Source organism: Pontimonas salivibrio (assembly GCF_002950575.1).
GTDB lineage: Bacteria > Actinomycetota > Actinomycetes > Actinomycetales > Microbacteriaceae > Pontimonas > Pontimonas salivibrio.
Genome location: NZ_CP026923.1, coordinates 690,114 through 708,113 on the forward strand (window position 1 = coordinate 690,114; position 18,000 = coordinate 708,113).

16 protein-coding genes and 2 tRNA genes are annotated in these 18,000 nt (G+C 58.2%); 13 read left to right on the forward strand and 5 right to left on the reverse strand.

What is annotated here, in order from left to right; all coding sequences use genetic code 11:
- The first annotated feature begins 46 nt into the window (after window positions 1-46).
- The 5 genes from msrA (at window position 47) to C3B54_RS03615 (ending at window position 4,112) form a co-directional block, all read left to right on the forward strand.
- Window positions 47-571 (forward strand): peptide-methionine (S)-S-oxide reductase MsrA, encoded by a 525-nt coding sequence (gene msrA, locus C3B54_RS03595; protein ID WP_104913281.1) that lies wholly within the window; start codon window positions 47-49, stop codon window positions 569-571.
- Between the two features lie 147 nt (window positions 572-718).
- On the forward strand, window positions 719-1,117 hold the full coding sequence (locus C3B54_RS03600; RefSeq protein WP_158665507.1) for a single-stranded DNA-binding protein: 399 nt from the start codon (window positions 719-721) through the stop codon (window positions 1,115-1,117).
- A 66-nt stretch (window positions 1,118-1,183) separates the two neighbouring features.
- Window positions 1,184-1,663 (forward strand): DUF6993 domain-containing protein, encoded by a 480-nt coding sequence (locus tag C3B54_RS03605; RefSeq protein ID WP_158665508.1) that lies wholly within the window; start codon window positions 1,184-1,186, stop codon window positions 1,661-1,663.
- A gap of 5 nt (window positions 1,664-1,668) precedes the next feature.
- Window positions 1,669-3,351 carry an energy-dependent translational throttle protein EttA gene (ettA, locus tag C3B54_RS03610; protein WP_104913284.1) on the forward strand — a complete coding sequence of 561 codons (1,683 nt, stop codon included), beginning with the start codon at window positions 1,669-1,671 and terminating at the stop codon, window positions 3,349-3,351.
- Between the two features lie 44 nt (window positions 3,352-3,395).
- Window positions 3,396-4,112, forward strand: a complete 717-nt coding sequence (locus tag C3B54_RS03615) for a DUF8185 domain-containing protein (RefSeq protein ID WP_104913285.1) — start codon at window positions 3,396-3,398, stop codon at window positions 4,110-4,112.
- Here C3B54_RS03615 and C3B54_RS03620 read toward each other — a convergent pair.
- The 4 genes from C3B54_RS03620 to C3B54_RS03635 form a co-directional block, all read right to left on the reverse strand.
- Entirely contained in the window at window positions 4,109-4,582 is a 474-nt protein-coding gene (locus C3B54_RS03620) for a globin (protein WP_104913286.1), read from the reverse strand. The genes C3B54_RS03615 and C3B54_RS03620 overlap by 4 nt on opposite strands.
- Window positions 4,515-5,474, reverse strand: coding sequence for a mechanosensitive ion channel family protein (locus C3B54_RS03625; protein ID WP_104913287.1), 960 nt, complete (start codon window positions 5,472-5,474; stop codon window positions 4,515-4,517). The genes C3B54_RS03620 and C3B54_RS03625 overlap by 68 nt, the downstream gene beginning before the upstream one ends.
- A gap of 34 nt (window positions 5,475-5,508) precedes the next feature.
- On the reverse strand, window positions 5,509-8,061 hold the full coding sequence (gene pepN, locus C3B54_RS03630) for an aminopeptidase N (RefSeq protein ID WP_104913288.1): 2,553 nt from the start codon (window positions 8,059-8,061) through the stop codon (window positions 5,509-5,511).
- 126 nt (window positions 8,062-8,187) lie between these two features.
- Entirely contained in the window at window positions 8,188-9,348 is a 1,161-nt protein-coding gene (locus tag C3B54_RS03635) for a DivIVA domain-containing protein (RefSeq protein WP_158665509.1), read from the reverse strand.
- 95 nt (window positions 9,349-9,443) lie between these two features.
- On the opposite strand from C3B54_RS03635, the gene C3B54_RS03640 reads away from it, so the two are divergent.
- From C3B54_RS03640 to C3B54_RS03655, 4 genes are all read left to right on the forward strand, one after another.
- Window positions 9,444-9,932, forward strand: coding sequence for a ribose-5-phosphate isomerase (locus C3B54_RS03640; protein WP_104913290.1), 489 nt, complete (start codon window positions 9,444-9,446; stop codon window positions 9,930-9,932).
- 3 nt (window positions 9,933-9,935) lie between these two features.
- Window positions 9,936-10,823, forward strand: a complete 888-nt coding sequence (locus C3B54_RS03645) for an Fpg/Nei family DNA glycosylase (protein ID WP_104913291.1) — start codon at window positions 9,936-9,938, stop codon at window positions 10,821-10,823.
- Between the two features lie 20 nt (window positions 10,824-10,843).
- Window positions 10,844-12,340: an amidohydrolase gene (locus tag C3B54_RS03650; RefSeq protein ID WP_104913292.1), complete on the forward strand. Its 1,497-nt coding sequence runs from the start codon at window positions 10,844-10,846 to the stop codon at window positions 12,338-12,340.
- A gap of 123 nt (window positions 12,341-12,463) precedes the next feature.
- Window positions 12,464-13,117: a response regulator gene (locus tag C3B54_RS03655; protein ID WP_104913293.1), complete on the forward strand. Its 654-nt coding sequence runs from the start codon at window positions 12,464-12,466 to the stop codon at window positions 13,115-13,117.
- A gap of 1,835 nt (window positions 13,118-14,952) precedes the next feature.
- Here the strand turns inward: C3B54_RS03655 and C3B54_RS03665 are convergent.
- Window positions 14,953-15,026, reverse strand: a tRNA-Gly gene (locus tag C3B54_RS03665).
- A gap of 126 nt (window positions 15,027-15,152) precedes the next feature.
- Here C3B54_RS03665 and C3B54_RS03670 point away from each other — a divergent pair.
- The 4 genes from C3B54_RS03670 to C3B54_RS03685 all read left to right on the forward strand — a co-directional run bounded on the left by C3B54_RS03670 (window position 15,153) and on the right by C3B54_RS03685 (window position 17,956).
- A tRNA-Pro gene (locus C3B54_RS03670) sits at window positions 15,153-15,229 on the forward strand.
- 35 nt (window positions 15,230-15,264) lie between these two features.
- The gene (tig, locus tag C3B54_RS03675) at window positions 15,265-16,575 is read left to right on the forward strand and encodes a trigger factor (protein WP_104913295.1); all 1,311 of its coding nucleotides are present in this window, start codon (window positions 15,265-15,267) and stop codon (window positions 16,573-16,575) included.
- Between the two features lie 101 nt (window positions 16,576-16,676).
- Window positions 16,677-17,273: an ATP-dependent Clp protease proteolytic subunit gene (locus C3B54_RS03680; protein ID WP_104913296.1), complete on the forward strand. Its 597-nt coding sequence runs from the start codon at window positions 16,677-16,679 to the stop codon at window positions 17,271-17,273.
- Between the two features lie 20 nt (window positions 17,274-17,293).
- Window positions 17,294-17,956 carry an ATP-dependent Clp protease proteolytic subunit gene (locus C3B54_RS03685; protein WP_104913297.1) on the forward strand — a complete coding sequence of 221 codons (663 nt, stop codon included), beginning with the start codon at window positions 17,294-17,296 and terminating at the stop codon, window positions 17,954-17,956.
- Window positions 17,957-18,000 lie beyond the last annotated feature (44 nt).

An 18,000-nucleotide genomic window follows, 5' to 3' on the forward strand; every position in this document is an offset into this window, starting at 1 on the left:
CGCACTTTTCGGCGTTTTGGCAGAGGACTTTTGTACCCTGAAAGGCATGAAAACCTACGTGCTTGCTGGTGGTTGTTTCTGGTGTCTCGATGCGGCCTATCGCGTGCTGCGCGGGGTACACGACGTCATCTCCGGTTACACCGGAGGTGAAGACGATCACCCCACTTACGAGTCGGTGTGTACCGGGCAGACGGGCCACGCTGAAGCTGTTGCCGTGTCGTTTGATCCGGAGGTAATTCCCTCCGACGTCATCTTGGACGTGTTTTTCACCATCCACGACCCCCGGCAACTCAATCGCCAAGGCGCTGATGTGGGAACCCAGTACCGCTCGGCGATGTTTTACCACGATGAAGAAGAGAAGGCACTCTTTGAGGCAGCCCGTGAGCGTGCGGCGGAGATGTGGGATGGCGATGTGGTGACCGAGATTTCGCCGTTGGGGCCCTACTACCAGGCTGAGGATTACCACCAGGATTTCTTCGCGAAGAACCCCACCCAGGGTTACTGTTTGGCTGTTGCGGCCCCGAAGGTCAAAAAAGTACGCCAAAGCTTCCAGCCTTACCTGCAGAGCTAATTCCCCATAAAGGCGTTTTGTCCACAGTCAACGGTGGCGCTTTAGCTCTCCCCTAAAAGGCAGGCACACTGTCTGCAACTCAGTGGTTTTTGTCAGGGTATGCCTGCCCGTACGGGCATCACACCGACGCACAAGGGGAACCAAAAAATGAGCACAATGAGTACTGCCGGAATTGTGGCCACGATGCCACGCCACGTCACCACCGCGGAGGGCCTTGCCATCACCAGCTTTCGGCTAGCCTCCAACCGCCGACGTTTTGACACCAGGGAAAACAAATGGGTCGATCTCGACACCAACTGGTTTACCGTGGTCGCTTTTCGCCAACTGGCGCAAAACACCCACGACAGCATCCACAAGGGTGACCGCGTAGTCGTTGCCGGAAGGGTTCGCGTGCGGGAATGGGAAAACGACAGCTCCACGGGGACCGCAGTCGAGATCGAAGCCGAATCACTGGGGCACGATCTCCTCTGGGGCACCACCGAGTACACCAAGAACACCCGTCTTGTTGAACAGCTGGAATCCGAGGATGATCCGGAGGTGGCTTAGCGCTCAGGCCCAGCCTGCGCCGACTCCTTCTAGACTGGGGTCTTCCGCTAAGAGAGGACGCTAAGGGTGAAACGGTGTGCCGGCATGTTGGCTGCGGTGACCACCCTGAGCGTCCTCGCTGGCTGCACAGGACCCACGGACACCAGCCCGCCAGCTGAGACCAGTGCCGGGATCAATGAGGTGCAGCCCAACCCGGATGAGTCGTCCCAGCCCGAGGCCCCGCCAGAGTTTTACCCCGACCTTCCAGCCGCAACCAATCTTCCGTTTTTTGAACACACTCTGGCCGAGAGCGGTGCCGGTGTGCTTCCGGTGTCGGCTGAGGACATCACCCAGGCCCTGATCGGCGCAGGCTTCCAGGCCGCTGATATCGAAATGACTCCAGAAAAGTCGCTAATCGCCCTGCCAGCAGATTCGGTCAGTGTGGCGGTCGCCTTTGCTGGTGAATGCCTTGTGGGTCAATACACCGACGAATGGCTCGCCGTCGATGTCGTAGCGCCACTTCCTGATGGTCGCTGTCTCGTGCTCGAGCGTGAAACTCTAGACTGATAGCTATGGCCGAATTCGTTTACACCATGATCAAAGCCCGCAAAACAGTGGGAGACAAGGTCATCCTCGACGATGTCACCATGTCGTTCTACCCCGGAGCGAAGATCGGCATGGTGGGCCCTAACGGGGCCGGTAAATCAACCATCCTGAAAATCATGGCTGGGCTCGATGAGCCCAGCAACGGCGATGCCACCCTCAGCCCCGGCTACAGCGTCGGCATCTTGATGCAAGAACCGGAACTTGATGAAACCAAGACGGTCATCGAAAACGTCCGCGACGGTGTGCGAGAAATCTATTCCAAAGTCGAGCGGTTCAACGAAATTTCCGCCGAGATGGCAAACCCCGATGCTGACTTTGACGCGCTGATGGCAGAAATGGGCACGCTTCAAGAAGCGATTGATGCCGCCGACGCATGGGATCTTGACTCCCAGTTAGAGCAGGCGCTGGACGCCCTGCGCTGCCCACCCTCCGACGAGTCCATCACGCACCTCTCCGGTGGAGAAAAACGCCGCGTGGCACTGTGCAAACTGTTGCTGGAAAAACCAGACCTGCTGTTGCTTGATGAGCCCACCAACCACCTCGATGCCGAAAGCGTGTTGTGGTTAGAGCAGCACCTCTCGAAGTACCACGGTGCGGTCATCGCCATCACACACGATCGCTACTTCTTGGACCACGTGGCCCAGTGGATTGCTGAAGTTGACCGTGGTCGCCTCTACCCCTACGAAGGCAACTACACGACGTATTTGGAGAAGAAAGCCGAGCGTCTCCAAGTCCAAGGCAAAAAAGACCAAAAACTGGCGAAGCGACTGGCCGAAGAACTCGACTGGGTGCGAAGCAACCAAAAAGGTCGTCAAGCGAAATCCAAAGCGCGACTCTCGCGTTATGAGGAGATGGCTGACGAGGCGGAGCGCACCAAGAAGCTCGACTTCGAAGAAATTCAGATTCCGCCCGGGCCTCGCCTGGGTGCCATGGTGCTCGAAGCCCACAACCTCAACAAAGGCTTCGGCGATCGTGTCCTCATTGATGGACTGAGTTTCAGTCTTCCCCGAAACGGCATTGTCGGAATTATTGGACCCAACGGTGTCGGAAAGTCGACCCTGTTTAAAACCATTGTGGGGCTCGAACCCTTAGACGGCGGCGAGCTCAAAATTGGTGAGAGTGTCAAAATCAGTTACGTCGACCAAGGTCGCTCGGGCATTGACCCCAACAAGAGCCTGTGGGAAGTGGTTTCTGACGGCCTGGACATCATCCAGGTCGGAAACGTCGAAATTCCTTCCCGCGCCTACGTCTCCAGCTTTGGTTTCAAGGGTCCCGACCAGCAGAAGAAAGCGGGGGTGCTCTCCGGTGGAGAGCGAAACCGTCTCAACCTCGCCCTCACCCTGAAACAGGGTGGCAACTTGTTGCTTCTTGACGAACCCACAAACGACCTCGATGTGGAAACCCTCTCCAGCCTGGAAAACGCCCTCTTGGAGTTCCCCGGCTGTGCGGTGGTGATTACCCACGATCGGTGGTTCCTCGACCGAGTCGCCACCCACATCTTGGCCTACGAAGGCACTGAAGCAAACCCAGCGAACTGGTACTGGTTTGAAGGAAACTTCGAAGCCTACGAAGAAAACAAGATCGAGCGTTTAGGACCCGAAGCGGCCACACCACACCGTTCGACCTATCGCAAACTAACCCGCGACTAACGCATCCCAATCCCCGTGGTGAACCCACGGGGGAGAGGTAGCAGATGAGCCCCACCCTCACCCTTGCATCCCCCGCGGTGGCGGGTGATCTGTTGAGCTTCCTTGGGCGTGCACGTCGGGTAATCGACGGCAACACGAGGATTGTGGCGTCAGACGGATTCGCCCAATGCTATGTCGGAATTTTGATGCCTCGAGGTCTACTGGACCAAACCCCCACCGTCTTGGGTTTGAGGGTTGCGGAAATCCCAACCGACCAGCAATTTGACCAAGTCGTGCCAATCGAGTCGTTCATGCATCGAATCGAGCAAGCGCTGGAGCAACAAGACGTTGATAGCTCGGATAAAAAAGCCCAGCAAGGAGAAGTTGAGGTGACCCTTCCCACTGCCGCGCCATCCATCCAATGGCCGGCAATCACTCCGCCTAGAGAAGGGTGGAAGCGGCGGATGGGAATACCAGCCTCGCAACTGGGAGACGCTGCCCGCAGGGGAATTGAAGCCATTTCCGAGGCGATACCTGATTCGGTGGGTGAATCGGTGTTGCAGAAAGTGCGCTCTGAAGTGTGGGGCCAACCAATGCCCCATAAAAAGTCCATTCCTTGGGCCGCAGGTTTTGCTGCCGACGCGTTGGGCTTACTCGACCAACGCTCCCTTGCTGTTCACACCTCAGGGCACTGGATTCGACTCAGCGCGCTCCACGGATATGTCCTGGTGAAAGGACACAGCGAGCCAGAGGGCCTCGGCGAACCAGAGGCGAACGATTAATTCTCGAAAGTATTGACCATGCTCAGTGCTGCGCGCTCCAGATAGTCCCACAGGGTGGCGCGTTGAAGCTCCGGAAGCTCCAACTCATTCACGGCCACTTCCATGTGTCCTAGCCAACGCTCTTTCGCATCCGGGTTGACTTTAAAAGGCTGGTGTCGCATCCGCAGACGCGGGTGACCCCGCTGCTCGGAGTAGGTGGTGGGTCCACCCCAATACTGCTCAAGAAACGCGGTGAGGCGCCAAATGGCTCCCTCCATGTCATCCTCGGGATACATGGGGGCAAGAACGGGGTCGCTTTTAATGCCCTCGTAAAAGCGGCGCACCAGCTTGTCAAACGTGGCATGGCCGCCGATTTGTTCATAAAACGATGGCGCAGCGCCACCGATACTGTCACTCACGCCATCACTCAGGCTTCTCTGCTGCGTCGGTGGCTGCCCGTTTGGTGGCACTTCGGACACCTTGAATCCCATCAAGGACCATACGGTTCAGAGGTGGCAAATCGATGCCTTCGTGGTCCAAAGCCTTCTTGATCTCGGCGTGCAGGGCACGTTTGGCCGCCCACTGTTCACCACCGCGGACTTTCACCACCATGCGAACCACGAGAGCTTCAGCAGAAATAGATTCGATGCCCCAAATCTCCGGCTCCGCCAGGACTTTCCGTCGCCAGTCAGGATGTTGGCTAAACGCTTTTGCGGTGTCCAACAGGCGGTCTTGAACTTCTGAGACGTCAGACTCGTAGGGGATGGGGATATCGACTACCACCCTGGCCCAGTCTTGACTGTAGTTGCCCACACGAATGATTTCTCCGTTTCGGACAAACCACAGGGTCCCGTCGACGTCTCTGATTTCAGTCACCCGAACCCCTAGGCGCTCAACGACTCCGGAGACTTCACCCACGTTCACCACATCACCTACGCCCAATTGGTCTTCAAAGACCATGAATAGCCCGTTCAGCACATCACGCACGAGGGATTGAGCCCCAAAACCAATCGCCGCCCCCAGGATTCCGGCACTGGCAATCAGAGGTGTGACGGATACTCCCGCTTCCGCAAGGACCATCAAGACCACCACAATGCCGACGGTCCAACCCGCGAAGGAATTCAGCACGGACCCTAACGTTCTGGTGCGTTGCACCTGCCGCATCGCCTCAACAGGACTCATCGTAAGCGCCTGGGTGTCTTCGGCTCCGTGGCGCTTTTTCACATCGGTGACAACTCGGTTGACGATTCGGCTGATTGCGACGCGCAACAACACGATGGCGATAACCCCACTGAGAAGAGTCAACACAATCTGGGCGACACGCTCGTTGTCACCAAAAAACTCTACGACCGTAATCCACCACTCGGGCTCTTGATCATCCATGGCCCCATGCTAACGGCGCAGTGGACGGTGGAATTCAGCCAGCGTTGAGGTCGCGCTGTTGTGCGGTGCGAGCACGAATCACACCGGCCAAGTTCTCTTCGATCATCCTGCGAAGGGCCGGCGGGCCGTCGTTCTCGGCGAGCCACTCCACGCAGGCCTCCTCCAGCGCGGCTGAGGCCAGGGGAGCGGGGAAGAGACCTTCGACGAGATACTCGGCCATTTTGTAGCTGCGGGATTCCCAGATTGAGCTCAACTGCTCAAAGTAGGGCGCAACCAGGCCTTCCAGCAGGGACGCATCATTGACGTGGGTGTAGCCGATTGTGGCGGCACGCACGAGCGCGTTGGGCATTGTCTCATCGCTGATCAGCGTGTTGAAAGTGTTTGCTTTCGCTTCAGGGGTGGGAATCATTGCGTGGAGTCGAGCGGCTGCCTGGTGTCCGTTGGAGGTGTTGTCCATCTCTCGTTGGGCAGTGATCTCTTCTGCGCCTGCTTCACCCAGGAGGACAAGACCACCCAGGACATCCCAGTGCAGATCGGTATCAAGAGGGCGTTTGGGCAACACAGTGGAACCGTCTCGAAGACCGCGCAGAATACCGGCGTGCTCTGAAGTGGTCGCCATTTGGCTGAACGCTTTCAGGAACTGGAATTGGTTGTCACTTCCTGGTGTGGCCGCCAAGGTCATCTCCCAGAGACGATCGGCAACCTCACTCTGTGCTTGCCTGGTGGTCGCGGGGTCCGCGTAAATGGTGCTGACCACACGCAATTGCCCGAGAACGGTGCGCACTGTGGTGCTTTCTGTTTCCGCTTCGAGGTTGGCCACAATCAGTTTCCGGAAATCCCGGGCGGGCATTTCGCCATCCCGGGTGGCATCCCAGGTCGCTGACCACACCAGGGAGCGTGCAAGCGGGGAGGCGATCTTGTCTAAATGCTCACGGGCAAACGCTTCAGATTGCTCATCCAGTCGGATCTTGGCGTATGCCAAATCGTCGTCGTTGATGAGAATCATGTCACTGCGGTGAACACCCACCAGTTCGGTGATTTCCGTGCGTGGACCGTCGACGTCACACTCCACTCGGTGAACACGCTCGACGGCCGATCCGGTGTCACGGTAGACGCCAATGGCGAGACGGTGCGGGCGAATGGTGGGCCAATCTTCCGGCGCAGTTTGAACAATGGCAAATGAGGTCAATACGCCGTCGGAATCGACAGTCATTTCGGGTCGCAGAGTATTGACACCGGCAGTTTCTAGCCATTTCTTGGACCAACCAGAAAGGTCCCGACCGCTGGTAACTTCCAATTCGGAGAGCAGGTCACGAAGTTCGGTGTTCAGCCAGGCGTGTTTGTGGAAATAGTTCGCGACGCCTTGGAAAAAGGCATCGCGGCCCACCCAGGCAACCAGTTGTTTCAACACAGAACCACCCTTGGCGTAGGTGATGCCGTCGAAGTTCACTTGGACGTCTTCTAAGTCGTTGATCGTCGCCACAATGGGGTGGGTTGAGGGCAACTGATCTTGGCGGTAGGCCCAGTTTTTTTCCATCGCTTGGAAAGTGGTCCACGCCTCTGTCCACTCTGTTGCTTCGGCTGTGGCGATAGTGGATGCCCATTCCGCAAACGACTCATTGAGCCACAGGTCGTTCCACCAGCGCATGGTGACCAAGTCACCAAACCACATGTGGGCAAGCTCGTGAAGGACGGTGACAACGCGTCGCTCGCGCATCGCGTCAGACACTTCACCTCGGAAGACGTAGTTTTCGGTGAAGGTCACTGCGCCTGCGTTTTCCATTGCCCCAGCGTTAAATTCGGGCACGAACAACTGGTCGTACTTATCAAAGGGGTACGGGTAGGAAAACTTTTCCTCAAAGTAGGCGAAACCTTTTTTGGTGACGTCAAAGAGGTAGTCCGGATCCAAATACTCAAACAGTGACTGTCTGGCGTAAATACCTAGAGGAACCGTTTTGCCCTGAGAGCTGGTGAGTTCGTCCCGCACCACCTGGTAGGGACCCGCAATAAGCGCGGTGATGTAGCTGGAAATGCGGGGTGTGGGGGAGAAAGAAAACACGAGGGAGCCCTGATCCTGCTTGGCCTCAGGTGTGGCCTGGTTGCTCACCACGGTCCAGCCTTGTGGCGCCCTGATCTGAAACTCGAACGTGGCCTTGAGGTCGGGCTGTTCGAAGACCGGAAACACTCGCCTCGAATCGGGCACTTCGAACTGGCTGTAGAGGTACACCTCACCGTCGACAGGGTCGACAAACTTGTGCAGACCTTCGCCGGTGTTTGTGTAGGAAAAATCAGCCTCAATCACCAGTTCGTTTTCGGCGCCTAAGTCATCTAAAGCAATGCGGGATCCGTCGAAGACGTCATCGACCACTAGTTCACGACCGTTCAAGGTCACTCGGTGAACGACATGGGCAAGCGCATCGATGAACGTTGGCTTACCGGCGGTCGCGAGAAAGTGGATGGTGGCGTGGGTGCGAAAAGTGTCTGACGAGGCGGCCTGAGACAGGTCAATGTCCAGCAGGTAGGAACGTGTGGTGAGATCCCTTGCGCGGGACTTGGCCTCTTTACGGGTCAGGTTCTCACCGGGCAATTCGCTCTCCTTACGATTTCAGCGGGCCACAGGCCAACAACACAATATCTAGGTGCTCCAATGGCCGAGACAGAACAGTGCCCTCATCTCGGGAACCTTTACCGAGAGTGTACGGCCCGAGGCCTGTTACTTGTCGCGAGATTCCTCGATGGGAACCTCAACGGCGTCAAGCATTTCTTCCGACTCGGCGGCTTCAGCCGGAGCTTGCGGAGAAATCGGCTTCATATCTTCAAGGCTCGGTGCCTGCAGGCTGGTGATTTCGAGGTCGACTTCACTGGCCGCGCGACGCATCTTTTGCACATATTCGTCTAGCATCGCTTGCTGGCGGCGCAGGTCACTCATGTGGCTTTCTGCATCGCTGACCATCGAGTTGACCAAGTCTTCAGTGTCGCGGGCAATACCGCGAGAGCGATTAACCGTTTCAGATATGAGTCGCTCCGAATAGCTCCTGGCTTCCCGGGTGAGGTCGTCAGCTCGCTGTTGGGACGCTTTGAGGACCTGGTCGGCTTCCTGACCGAGGTCGGTTGCGCGCTTGGCGGCGTTTTGCACGTGCAGGTCAGCTTGTTGGTAGGCCTTCTGGGCGTATTCGTCGGCCTCTTCATGGATAGTGGCCCGAGCACGTTCCGCCTCGTCAATCTGTTGACGAATGGATGCATCGGTTGCCACTGCGCGTTCTTGGGCAGCGTGGAGAAGTTCGGATGCTTCACGTTTGAGCTGTTCGACCTGACGGGACGCTTCGGCTTTGATTTCAGAGACCTGTTTTTCGGCCTGGCTGATCATTGTGGCGGCCGCGCGCTCCGCGCGGGTACGCGTGTTGGTGGCTTTGGCAATTTCGTCGGCAGCTTGCTGGCGCAGCTGAGCGGCTTCGCGTTCACTGTCAAGGCGAAGGTCCTCCGCTGCCCGCTGTGCTTCCGACACGGTCTTGCGTGACTCTTTCGCAGCGTCTTCGCGCATCTTGGTGGATTCGCTACGGGCGTTAGCCAACACATCAGTCGCTTCAGCTGACGCCTCTTGGACAATCTTTTGAGACTGGGCTTCTGCGAGGCGAAGAGTCTCTTCGAAGGCGGAACCTAATTCGGCGAAGCTGGGCTTCGCGCGGCCGGCACGTTCATTGGCTTCTTGAAGCTCACGGCTGAGCCGTTGGTTGTCTCTGGCGTGCTCAGACTGCTCCTGCTCGAGCTTGTCAATTCGGCTTTGGAGTTCGCCAACGAAGCGGCTGACCTCGTCTGGGTCATAGCCGCGCACTGCTCGGCGAAATTCGGGAAAGCTCAAGACAACTCCATCCACGCTTCGGAATAACCTACAATACGGCAAAATAGGTTTTAATGCAGGGGAGCTCTCCTTCGTTAATCCGACTGTTACTTTCTAGCGACTAAGGCACGATGCGCATTCACTTAGCAACCGACCATGCCGGCCTTGAATTGCTGCGCGATCTGGCCGACCACTTGGAAGGCGGGGGACACGAAGTCATCGATCATGGGCCCACAGTTTTTGACGCACTTGATGACTACCCAGGGTTCTGCATTGCGGCCGGGCAGGCAGTGGTGGCCGATCAGTTGGCGGGCGTGGAGGCTCTCGGAATTGTCTTGGGTGGCTCGGGAAATGGTGAACAAATTGCCGCAAATAAAGTCCCCGGGGTACGAGCAGCGTTAATTTGGAATCGCGACACAGCGGTTTTGGCTCGGGAACACAACGACGCGAACGTGGCGGCTATTGGGGCCAGGCAGCACGGTTTTGATGAGGCGGTGATGCTCATTGAGGCGTTCATCGCCACCGCGTTTAGCGGTGATGAGCGGCACGTTCGGAGGATCAGCCAGATTCGCCACTTCGAGACCAGCGGGGACGTTCCCGCCTCCGGTCAGACTTTCTAAGGTATGCCTGAGGGCCACACCGTTCACCGGGTTGCCGGGCTCTTTCGTCGCTCGTTCGTCGGCCACGCGTTAGCGGCGTCTTCACCGCAGGGACGTTTCCGCGAGGGAGCGGCGCTACTGGACGGTCTGGTCATGGATGACGCCTGGGCTGTAGGCAAACAGTTTTTTGCGGCCTTCGGGGGCGACTGGGTGCTGCGGGTACATTTGGGTATTTACGGTGCGTGGAGTGTTCACGGTGTGACGGAAAACGAGTCGTTGGGAGCACCGAGAGCGCCACGTCGCGTGGAGGAAGGGCTCAGACAAGTTGACGCTGAAGACTTTCCACCGGAGCCGGTGGGTCAAGTGCGTCTGCGCCTGGCGGGACCATCTGTTGTGGCGGATTTGCGGGGCCCCACCGCCTGTGAGCTGATGAGGCCAGGGGACGCCTCAGAGCTGGCTTCGACGCTCGGGCCAGACCCGTTGGTCGGTTCAGACACCGTCAACCGTCAACGCTTTATTGAGCGAATGGCGAAAACGTCCACACCGGTCGGAATCGCGTTGATGAATCAGAAAATTGTCAGCGGAATTGGCAATGTGTATCGAGCCGAACTGCTGTTTCGCCACAGGCTCGATCCTTTTCAACCTGCCCGCTCGCTCAGCACAGAGCAACTAGAGGCTCTATGGGACGACTGGGGGGTGTTACTGAGGCGCGGTGTGAAAACGGGTGTCATGGTCACAAGGGACGATCTCACCCCCGCGGGGGCAAAAAAGGCCCTGCGCGCTCGAGCGTTTCGACACTTTGTGTATAAACGTGAGGGGGAGCCTTGCCTGGTGTGTGGCCACCACGTCGTGATGGCCCCGATGCAGGCGAGGAAGCTTTACTACTGCCCGCACTGTCAGGCCAGGCATTAGGCGACGTTAGAGTTTTTTCTATGATTCTTCGCCGCGCGACCCTCTTTGATCAACCGGAGCGCGGCCTCGTCGATGTGCGTGTGCGCGGTGGCCTTATTGATCACATTGGTGCAGCCGGCTCAATCGAGGCGGATGCTGCCCTAGAAGAACACGATCTCGATGGCCGCGTCCTTGCCCCTGGCCTCTGGGATGAACACGTCCACTTGGGGTCGTGGGCTGAGTATCGCCGCCGGGTGTCCCTAGAAGCTGCCGAATCGGCTGTGGAAGCAGCACAGTTAATGGCGACAGCCACAGCCGAAGCAGCCAACACTGCCGATGTGATGATTGGTGCCGGGTTTCGAGATGGCCTGTGGTCGGATCCGAAAACCGCGGCGCTGCTGGATCAGTTTTCGGGTGCACAGCCGTGGGTGTTGTGGAGTATCGACTTGCACTCGGTGTGGTTAAACACCGCAGCAGCCGAAATGCTGGGCCATGCTGAAGCCCTACCCGAAGGTGTCCTTCGGGAGCGCGAAGCGTTCGGCTTAGCCGAAAAGCTCGCCAGTGTGGATGGCGATAGCCGCGACCAGTGGGTGGCTGATGCGCTTGTGGCCGCTTCTGCCAGGGGTGTTGTCGGAATTGTCGATTTTGATTTCGATGACAACCACGCCAACTGGCAACGCCGCCGACTAGGACGCGACGATTGGGGCACTCGCGTGCATTACGCGGTGTATCCGGATTACTTAGAGCAGGCCATTGGGCGCGGGGATCAGACCGGAAAACCGGTCGCGCCAGGAGTCAGTGTCGGCTACTTGAAAGTCATCACCGACGGTTCACTCAACACCCGCACTGCCTACTGCTGTCAGCCCTACCGCGGTATCCCCGGTGAGGAGTTCGGGGCGATGAACTATCCGGTAGCGGAACTAGAGGCGCTCATGGTTCGCGGCAAAGACGCTGGTCTTTCCCCCGCCTTTCACGCGATCGGTGACGAAGCCAATCGTGTCGTCCTTGACCTCTTCGAGGCGGTCGGAGTGCCGGGGCGAATCGAACACGCGCAACTTCTTCGCGATGTGGATTTTTCCCGGTTTGCCACCCTCGGTGTGACGGCAAGCGTCCAACCTCAGCACGCTGTCGACGACAGGGAAGTCGCCGACCACTATTGGAGTGACCGAACCGACCGGGTCATTGCCATACGGTCTCTGCTCGATGCCGGTGCTCACGTGGTTTTTGGTTCAGACGCCCCCGTCTCCTCGCTGGACCCTCTGGCGCAAATAGCGGCTGCAGTGGCGAGAACCGATGACGACCGTTCGTCCTGGGTCGCCGCTCAACGCATTGGGGTTCGAGCGGCCTTCCGGGCATCGGCCAGAAATGATGTCGCTGTGGGCGAGCCGGCCGATCTCGCGGTGTTAGGCGCGGACCCGCTCTGGTTGGGAAGAGCCTTTGCCAGTGATCCCAGTCGGCTCGCTCAGGCCTTGCGTGAGCTTCCCGTGGAGCTGACGGTAGTTGAAGGCCGCGTGACGCACAGCACCCTCAGTCGTTAATTCCCGTGGTGGGGAGCGGTCCCACGCTGTAGAGTGCCCGGTAAGGATACTAACCTGGCTTTAACTTTTGCGCCGAGAGGGTCTTCGACGCTTCGCGAGAATGTCAGATGAGGGGGCAATGCCATGGTGGCTCGGCGTGCAATGGTTGTCGAAGATCACCCCATGACCCGGGGGTTAGTAGCGGATGCGCTTAGCCACAACGGCTTTGAGGTGACCGCGGTGGCGGGAGCCGAAGACGCTGTCGCCCAATTCGACGAGTGTGACCCCGACCTTCTGGTCGCCGATGTTCATCTGGGTTCACCGCCCTCCGGTAGTGAATTGGCGCTGATTCTTGCCACCAGGGCGCCCCACCTGGCCGTTGTCTTAATGAGCAATTATCCGGCCTCACACCTGGCGAGAGAAGCCAAAGCAATTCCCGCGCACACCGTGGTGGCCAGCAAACAACAAGTCACTAACCAGGGCGAACTCTTGAGCGTCGTCGAAGCTGCGCTTCGAAACCGTCAACCGCAGTTACTGGAGCCACAACCAAGCTCACCTTTCGCGCAGGAAGCAGCTTCCCTCACCACACCCCAAATGGAGGTCTGGCGACTCATCGCGGCAGGGTTATCCAATGCCGCCATTGCCGAACATCGGGGCACCACTGTGGCGGCCACCGAGAGAATAGTGACGCGACTTTTTGCCCGTTTGGGAGTGGACGGAAGTGCCTCGCTCAACGCCCGAGTTGCGGCAGCGAGGGAATACATCGCCCTTTTTGGTCCACCCGATCAGGTGATCTAGATGCGCGGTCTGGCGTCCTACCTGTCCCTGTTGGGAGGCCGTGGTGGTATGACTCCAGCCGGTATCGCACTTGTCGTGACCATCACGTTTTCCCTCACGATGCTCTCCGGTTGGGGGCCTTACGCGAATCCCCAATATGAGGGGCATTTCCTCCCGACTCTGCTCGGACACGCAGCAATGGGAGCGGTCGCGTTGTTGCTGTGGTGGCTCCTGTTTTTTCTTCCGGTTAAGCCACCCCCAGCCCTCATTACCACGAGCGTGTTTGTCCTACTGGCCGTTGTGCGCATCTATGCCGTGGACTACGCGTACCTGCTGGTTGGTGTGCCCACCGTGCCACTGAGTCCTTCCCGCTTTGCCTTAAGCATTGTGTTCGTCGTTCCCCTTTTCGCTCTCACCGGTGTGCTCGTCGAACTGTTGCAGCGCTCGCGGGTTGCTCGGCGTCGAATCGACCAAGCACAGGAATCCATCGTGTCTCTCGGTCTCGCAGATCGCGGCGACGATGCACCCACAGTTGCGGAAGTGATGGCCCGCGCCCAAGCTCATATCGATCAACTGCTCTTGCCGTGGAAGGTCTCTCCACCCACACGCCCCGATTATGTTGCCCTCGAAATTGATGCACTTGTGGAGGAAGTGATTCGGCCGCTTAGCCATGAGACGAAGCGCGATCTCGAGCACGCGGTGGTGACTGAGGCACCCCCGCACGGCTCGCTTTCCTCAGAGGCTCAAAAAGAACTAGCGGATGATCCCGACACGATTTTCCCGAAAGACCTGCGTTGGCGCGAAATCCTTCCCACCCGCGGGGCATCGCTGTTGCTCGTGAGCCTTCCCATCGTGGCGGTCTTCATGTGGGAGCGTTTCGGGTGGAGTACCGAAACGCTCATTGCCGTGTCCACGCTGCCCGTACTTGGGGGGGCGTTTTGGTTACTGCGCGTGATCGTGACTCGACTGCAGCCCCGGACCGCAGTCGTTCGCTTCGCCTGGATTGTGGCGGGTTTGAGTGCCGCCGGGACCACTACGACGACGCTTATGGTGGTTGCTGCCAGAGCCCTGGGAACCCCCGTCGGTTTCGTGTTCGCGGCACCCACCATGTTGGCCATTATGGGGACAGGTTTTTCCGTTGCTGAGCATCTGATTAAGGTGACGCTCAGGAGAGAGGACATTCAGGCGAAGACCCTTTCGGGTCTGGCCACCAGGACCGCACAACACCACGTCGGCACTCGTGACGGCATGGCCACAGTCGCCGACGTGCTCCATTCCGGGGTGCAGGCAGAACTGGTTGCGTGGGCCGCCCTGTTTCGCACCCCCGACTTTGTGCCCGACGAGTTGCCTGAGGCGTTGGAAGAAATGGGACGGCGGTTAGATACCTTTTTTGATGACCAGGACACCCGAGAATTCCTCCCCACACAGGCGCGTTTTGAGTCGCTCATCACTGTGTGGTCTGCCGCGCGGCCCATCGACCACAGCGTGGACCCCCAGGTGTGGCGGCTGCTGGATGGTGAACCGGCACTCGCCGATCGAGTGTTTATGGTGTTTTCGGAGGCGTTATCCAACGCGGTCCGTCACGGGCGACCGGGCAGTATCACGCTGAACATTACCCGGCCTGATCCGGAGCGAGTGCTCATGAGTGTGAGTAACCCTGGGGTGTTACACCGGATGGTGCCTTCGGCCGGCGGGGGAATCGGTTTGTCCACAATTGAGGCCCACTCCAGTGGCACTCAGTTGGAACAGCAGGGTGGTCGAGTGGTGTTGAGTGTGGGGTTCACGGCACAGTCTTCACCCGACCAACGCACGACAGAGTGGCCCTTGAGGGGCCATACTCAGCCGGAGGAAAATCGTGGAGGGGATGACGGGAATCGAACCCGCACCATCAGTTTGGAAGACTGAGGCTCTACCATTGAGCTACATCCCCAGGATTTCTCCATCGTAGTGCATCTGTTCCAGTCACGGGCGTAAACACTGCCTGGGCTACACTGTTCACGGTCGATAGCGCGCAGCGTGCGCTATCGATTCACTGTGGGCTGACAGGGACTCCTTTCGGGGCGTAGCTCAGCTTGGTAGAGCGCCCGCTTTGGGAGCGGGAGGTCGCAGGTTCGAATCCTGTCGCCCCGACCAGCCCGCGCACGTCATCAACCCGGGAGAGTATTTAAGTGCCGAAGACCACCATCGAAAATTTGGGTCCCACCCGCGTGAAGCTCACCATTGCGGTGAGCCCCGAGGAGCTAAAGCCCAGCATCGACCACGCCTACACTCACATCGCTGAGCAGGTCACTATTCCCGGCTTCCGTAAAGGTAAAGTGCCGCCGCCGATTATCGACCAGCGCATCGGTCGCGGTGAAGTGCTGAACCACGCCGTCAGTGAAGGTTTGGACCGCATTTTCCAGGAGGCGGTCGCGGAAGAGGGCATTGACACTCTGGGTCGACCAGAGGCTGACGTGACAACGTGGCCTGAAGAAAAAGATTTCTCCGGTGACTTAATCATCACCGTCGAAACGGATGTCCGTCCCGAAGTGAAGCTTCCGGATTATTCGAAATACACCCTCGAGGTGGAAGCGCTCTCCACGGATAAGAAAGCCGTCGATGAGGAACTCGATTCCCTGCGTGAGCGCTTCGCCTCCCTGGTCAGTGTGGATCGCCCCATCTCGTCGGGAGACTTTGTCCAACTCGACTTGGTCGCCAAAATCGGTGACAACACGATTGATACGGCCAACTCGATTAGCTACGAAATGGGCTCCGGCCAGCTCATCGATGGAATCGACGAAGCACTCGACACGTTGACTGCGGGGGAGACCACCACCTTTGCCTCCGAACTACTCGGTGGCGACCACGCCGGTGAGACTGCAGACATTGAAGTCACCGTGTTGTCGGTGAAAGAGCGCGAACTACCCGAAGCTGATGACGACTTCGCGCAAATTGCCAGCCAGTTCGACACCATCGCGGAGCTTCGCGAAGACCTCGCGAAAGAAGTGGAGCGCAAAGGGCGCCTCGCTCAAGCGCAGGAAGCCAGAGACAAACTGGTCGAGAAGATGCTGGAAGAGCTCGACCTTCCCGTTCCAGACGGCGTCGTGGAGGCCGAAGTTCACCGTCACCTGGAGCAAGAAAAGCGCCTCCAGGATGATGAACACCGCGCTGAGGTGACCGAATCGACCCAGAAGTCGCTGCGGACCCAGTTTGTCCTTGACGCACTGATCGCCTCTCTCGATATTCAGCCCACCCAAGAGGAACTCTCCAGCTACCTGGTGCAGTCGGCTGGTCAATACGGGATGGAACCGGCTGAGTTTATCCAGGCACTGAGCCAGCAAAACCAGTTGGGCACAATCGCCAACGAAGTGTCACGATCAAAGGCCCTTTCGGTGGCTCTGCGCGAGGTGAGCATTAAGGACTCCAAGGGGAAAAAAGTCGACTTGACTGATTTCCTCGGCGAAGTGGGCTCGACGACCCCTGACGAGCACGACCACTAAAGTGCGCTTCGCCCTCTGCCGAGGGCGAACACGCCCAGGGTGTTCAGCCCGGGAGCACTACTGTCGAATAGTCAGACACAAGGCAACCCTGTGAGGAGATCATGGCTGAACCGATGATGCAGCAGAGCGTGTTCGATCGCCTGCTCAAAGAACGAATTATTTGGCTCGGTTCAGAAGTTCGGGACGACAACGCCAACGAGATTGCGGCGAAACTGCTGTTGTTGGCTGCAGAAGACCCCGAGAAGGACATTTACCTCTACATCAACTCGCCCGGTGGTTCGATCACCGCGGGTATGGCAATTTACGACACCATGCAGTTTGTGCCCAACGACATCGTCACCGTAGGGATCGGTATGGCTGCCTCAATGGGCCAACTGTTGCTCACTGCCGGTTCCCAAGGCAAGCGCTACATCACCCCCAATGCACGAGTGTTGCTCCACCAGCCACACGGAGGTTTCGGTGGAACAGCCAGTGACATTCAAACTCAGGCGCAACTGATCAACGACATGAAGAAGCGTTTGGCGGAAATTACCGCCGAAGCGACCGGTAAGACGGTGGAGCAAATCATGACCGATGGCGACCGCGATAAGTGGTTCAGCGCCGAAGAAGCCCTGGAATATGGGTTTGTCGACCACATTCGGGCGTCAGCCAGCGATGTGTCCGGTGGCGGCGGTACCGAAACAGGCAAGAAGAAGTAGTCGGGTAGAAGGAGATCGCAATGGAAAATCGTTTCATGCCAGAAGCCCGTTACATCCTGCCGAGCTTTGAAGAGCGCACCAGTTACGGCTTCAAACGCCAAGACCCCTACGCAAAACTCTTTGAGGACCGCATCGTGTTCTTGGGTGTTCAAGTCGATGACGCCTCCGCCGATGACGTGATGGCGCAACTGTTGGTGTTGGAAAGCCAAGACCCCGAGCGCGACATTGTGATGTACATCAACTCACCGGGTGGCTCGTTTACCGCGATGACCGCGATTTACGACACCATGCAGTACATCCGGCCCGAAGTTCAAACCGTCGTGTTGGGTCAGGCGGCCTCTGCGGCTGCGGTGATTCTTGCCGGCGGTACCCCGGGTAAGCGCCTGGCGCTTCCCAACGCTCGAATCCTCATCCACCAGCCGATGATGGGCGAAGCGGGTCGTGGACAAGCTTCGGATATTGAAATCCAGGCGAAAGAAATCGCCCGTCTGCGTGACTGGTTAGAGGAGACCCTCTCCAAGCACTCGAATCACACCATCGAGCAGGTGCGAAAAGACATCGACCGCGACAAAATCCTCACCGCGGATGAAGCCCTCAGCTACGGCCTCATCGATCAGGTGTTGAGTAGTCGAAAAGGCGGAATTGTTCCCGCGGGCGGCCCGCAGGCCGTCACCGCAGGGTAGATCCCGAAAAAGTCATTCGGTACCGGGGGTCGCTATAGGTGGCC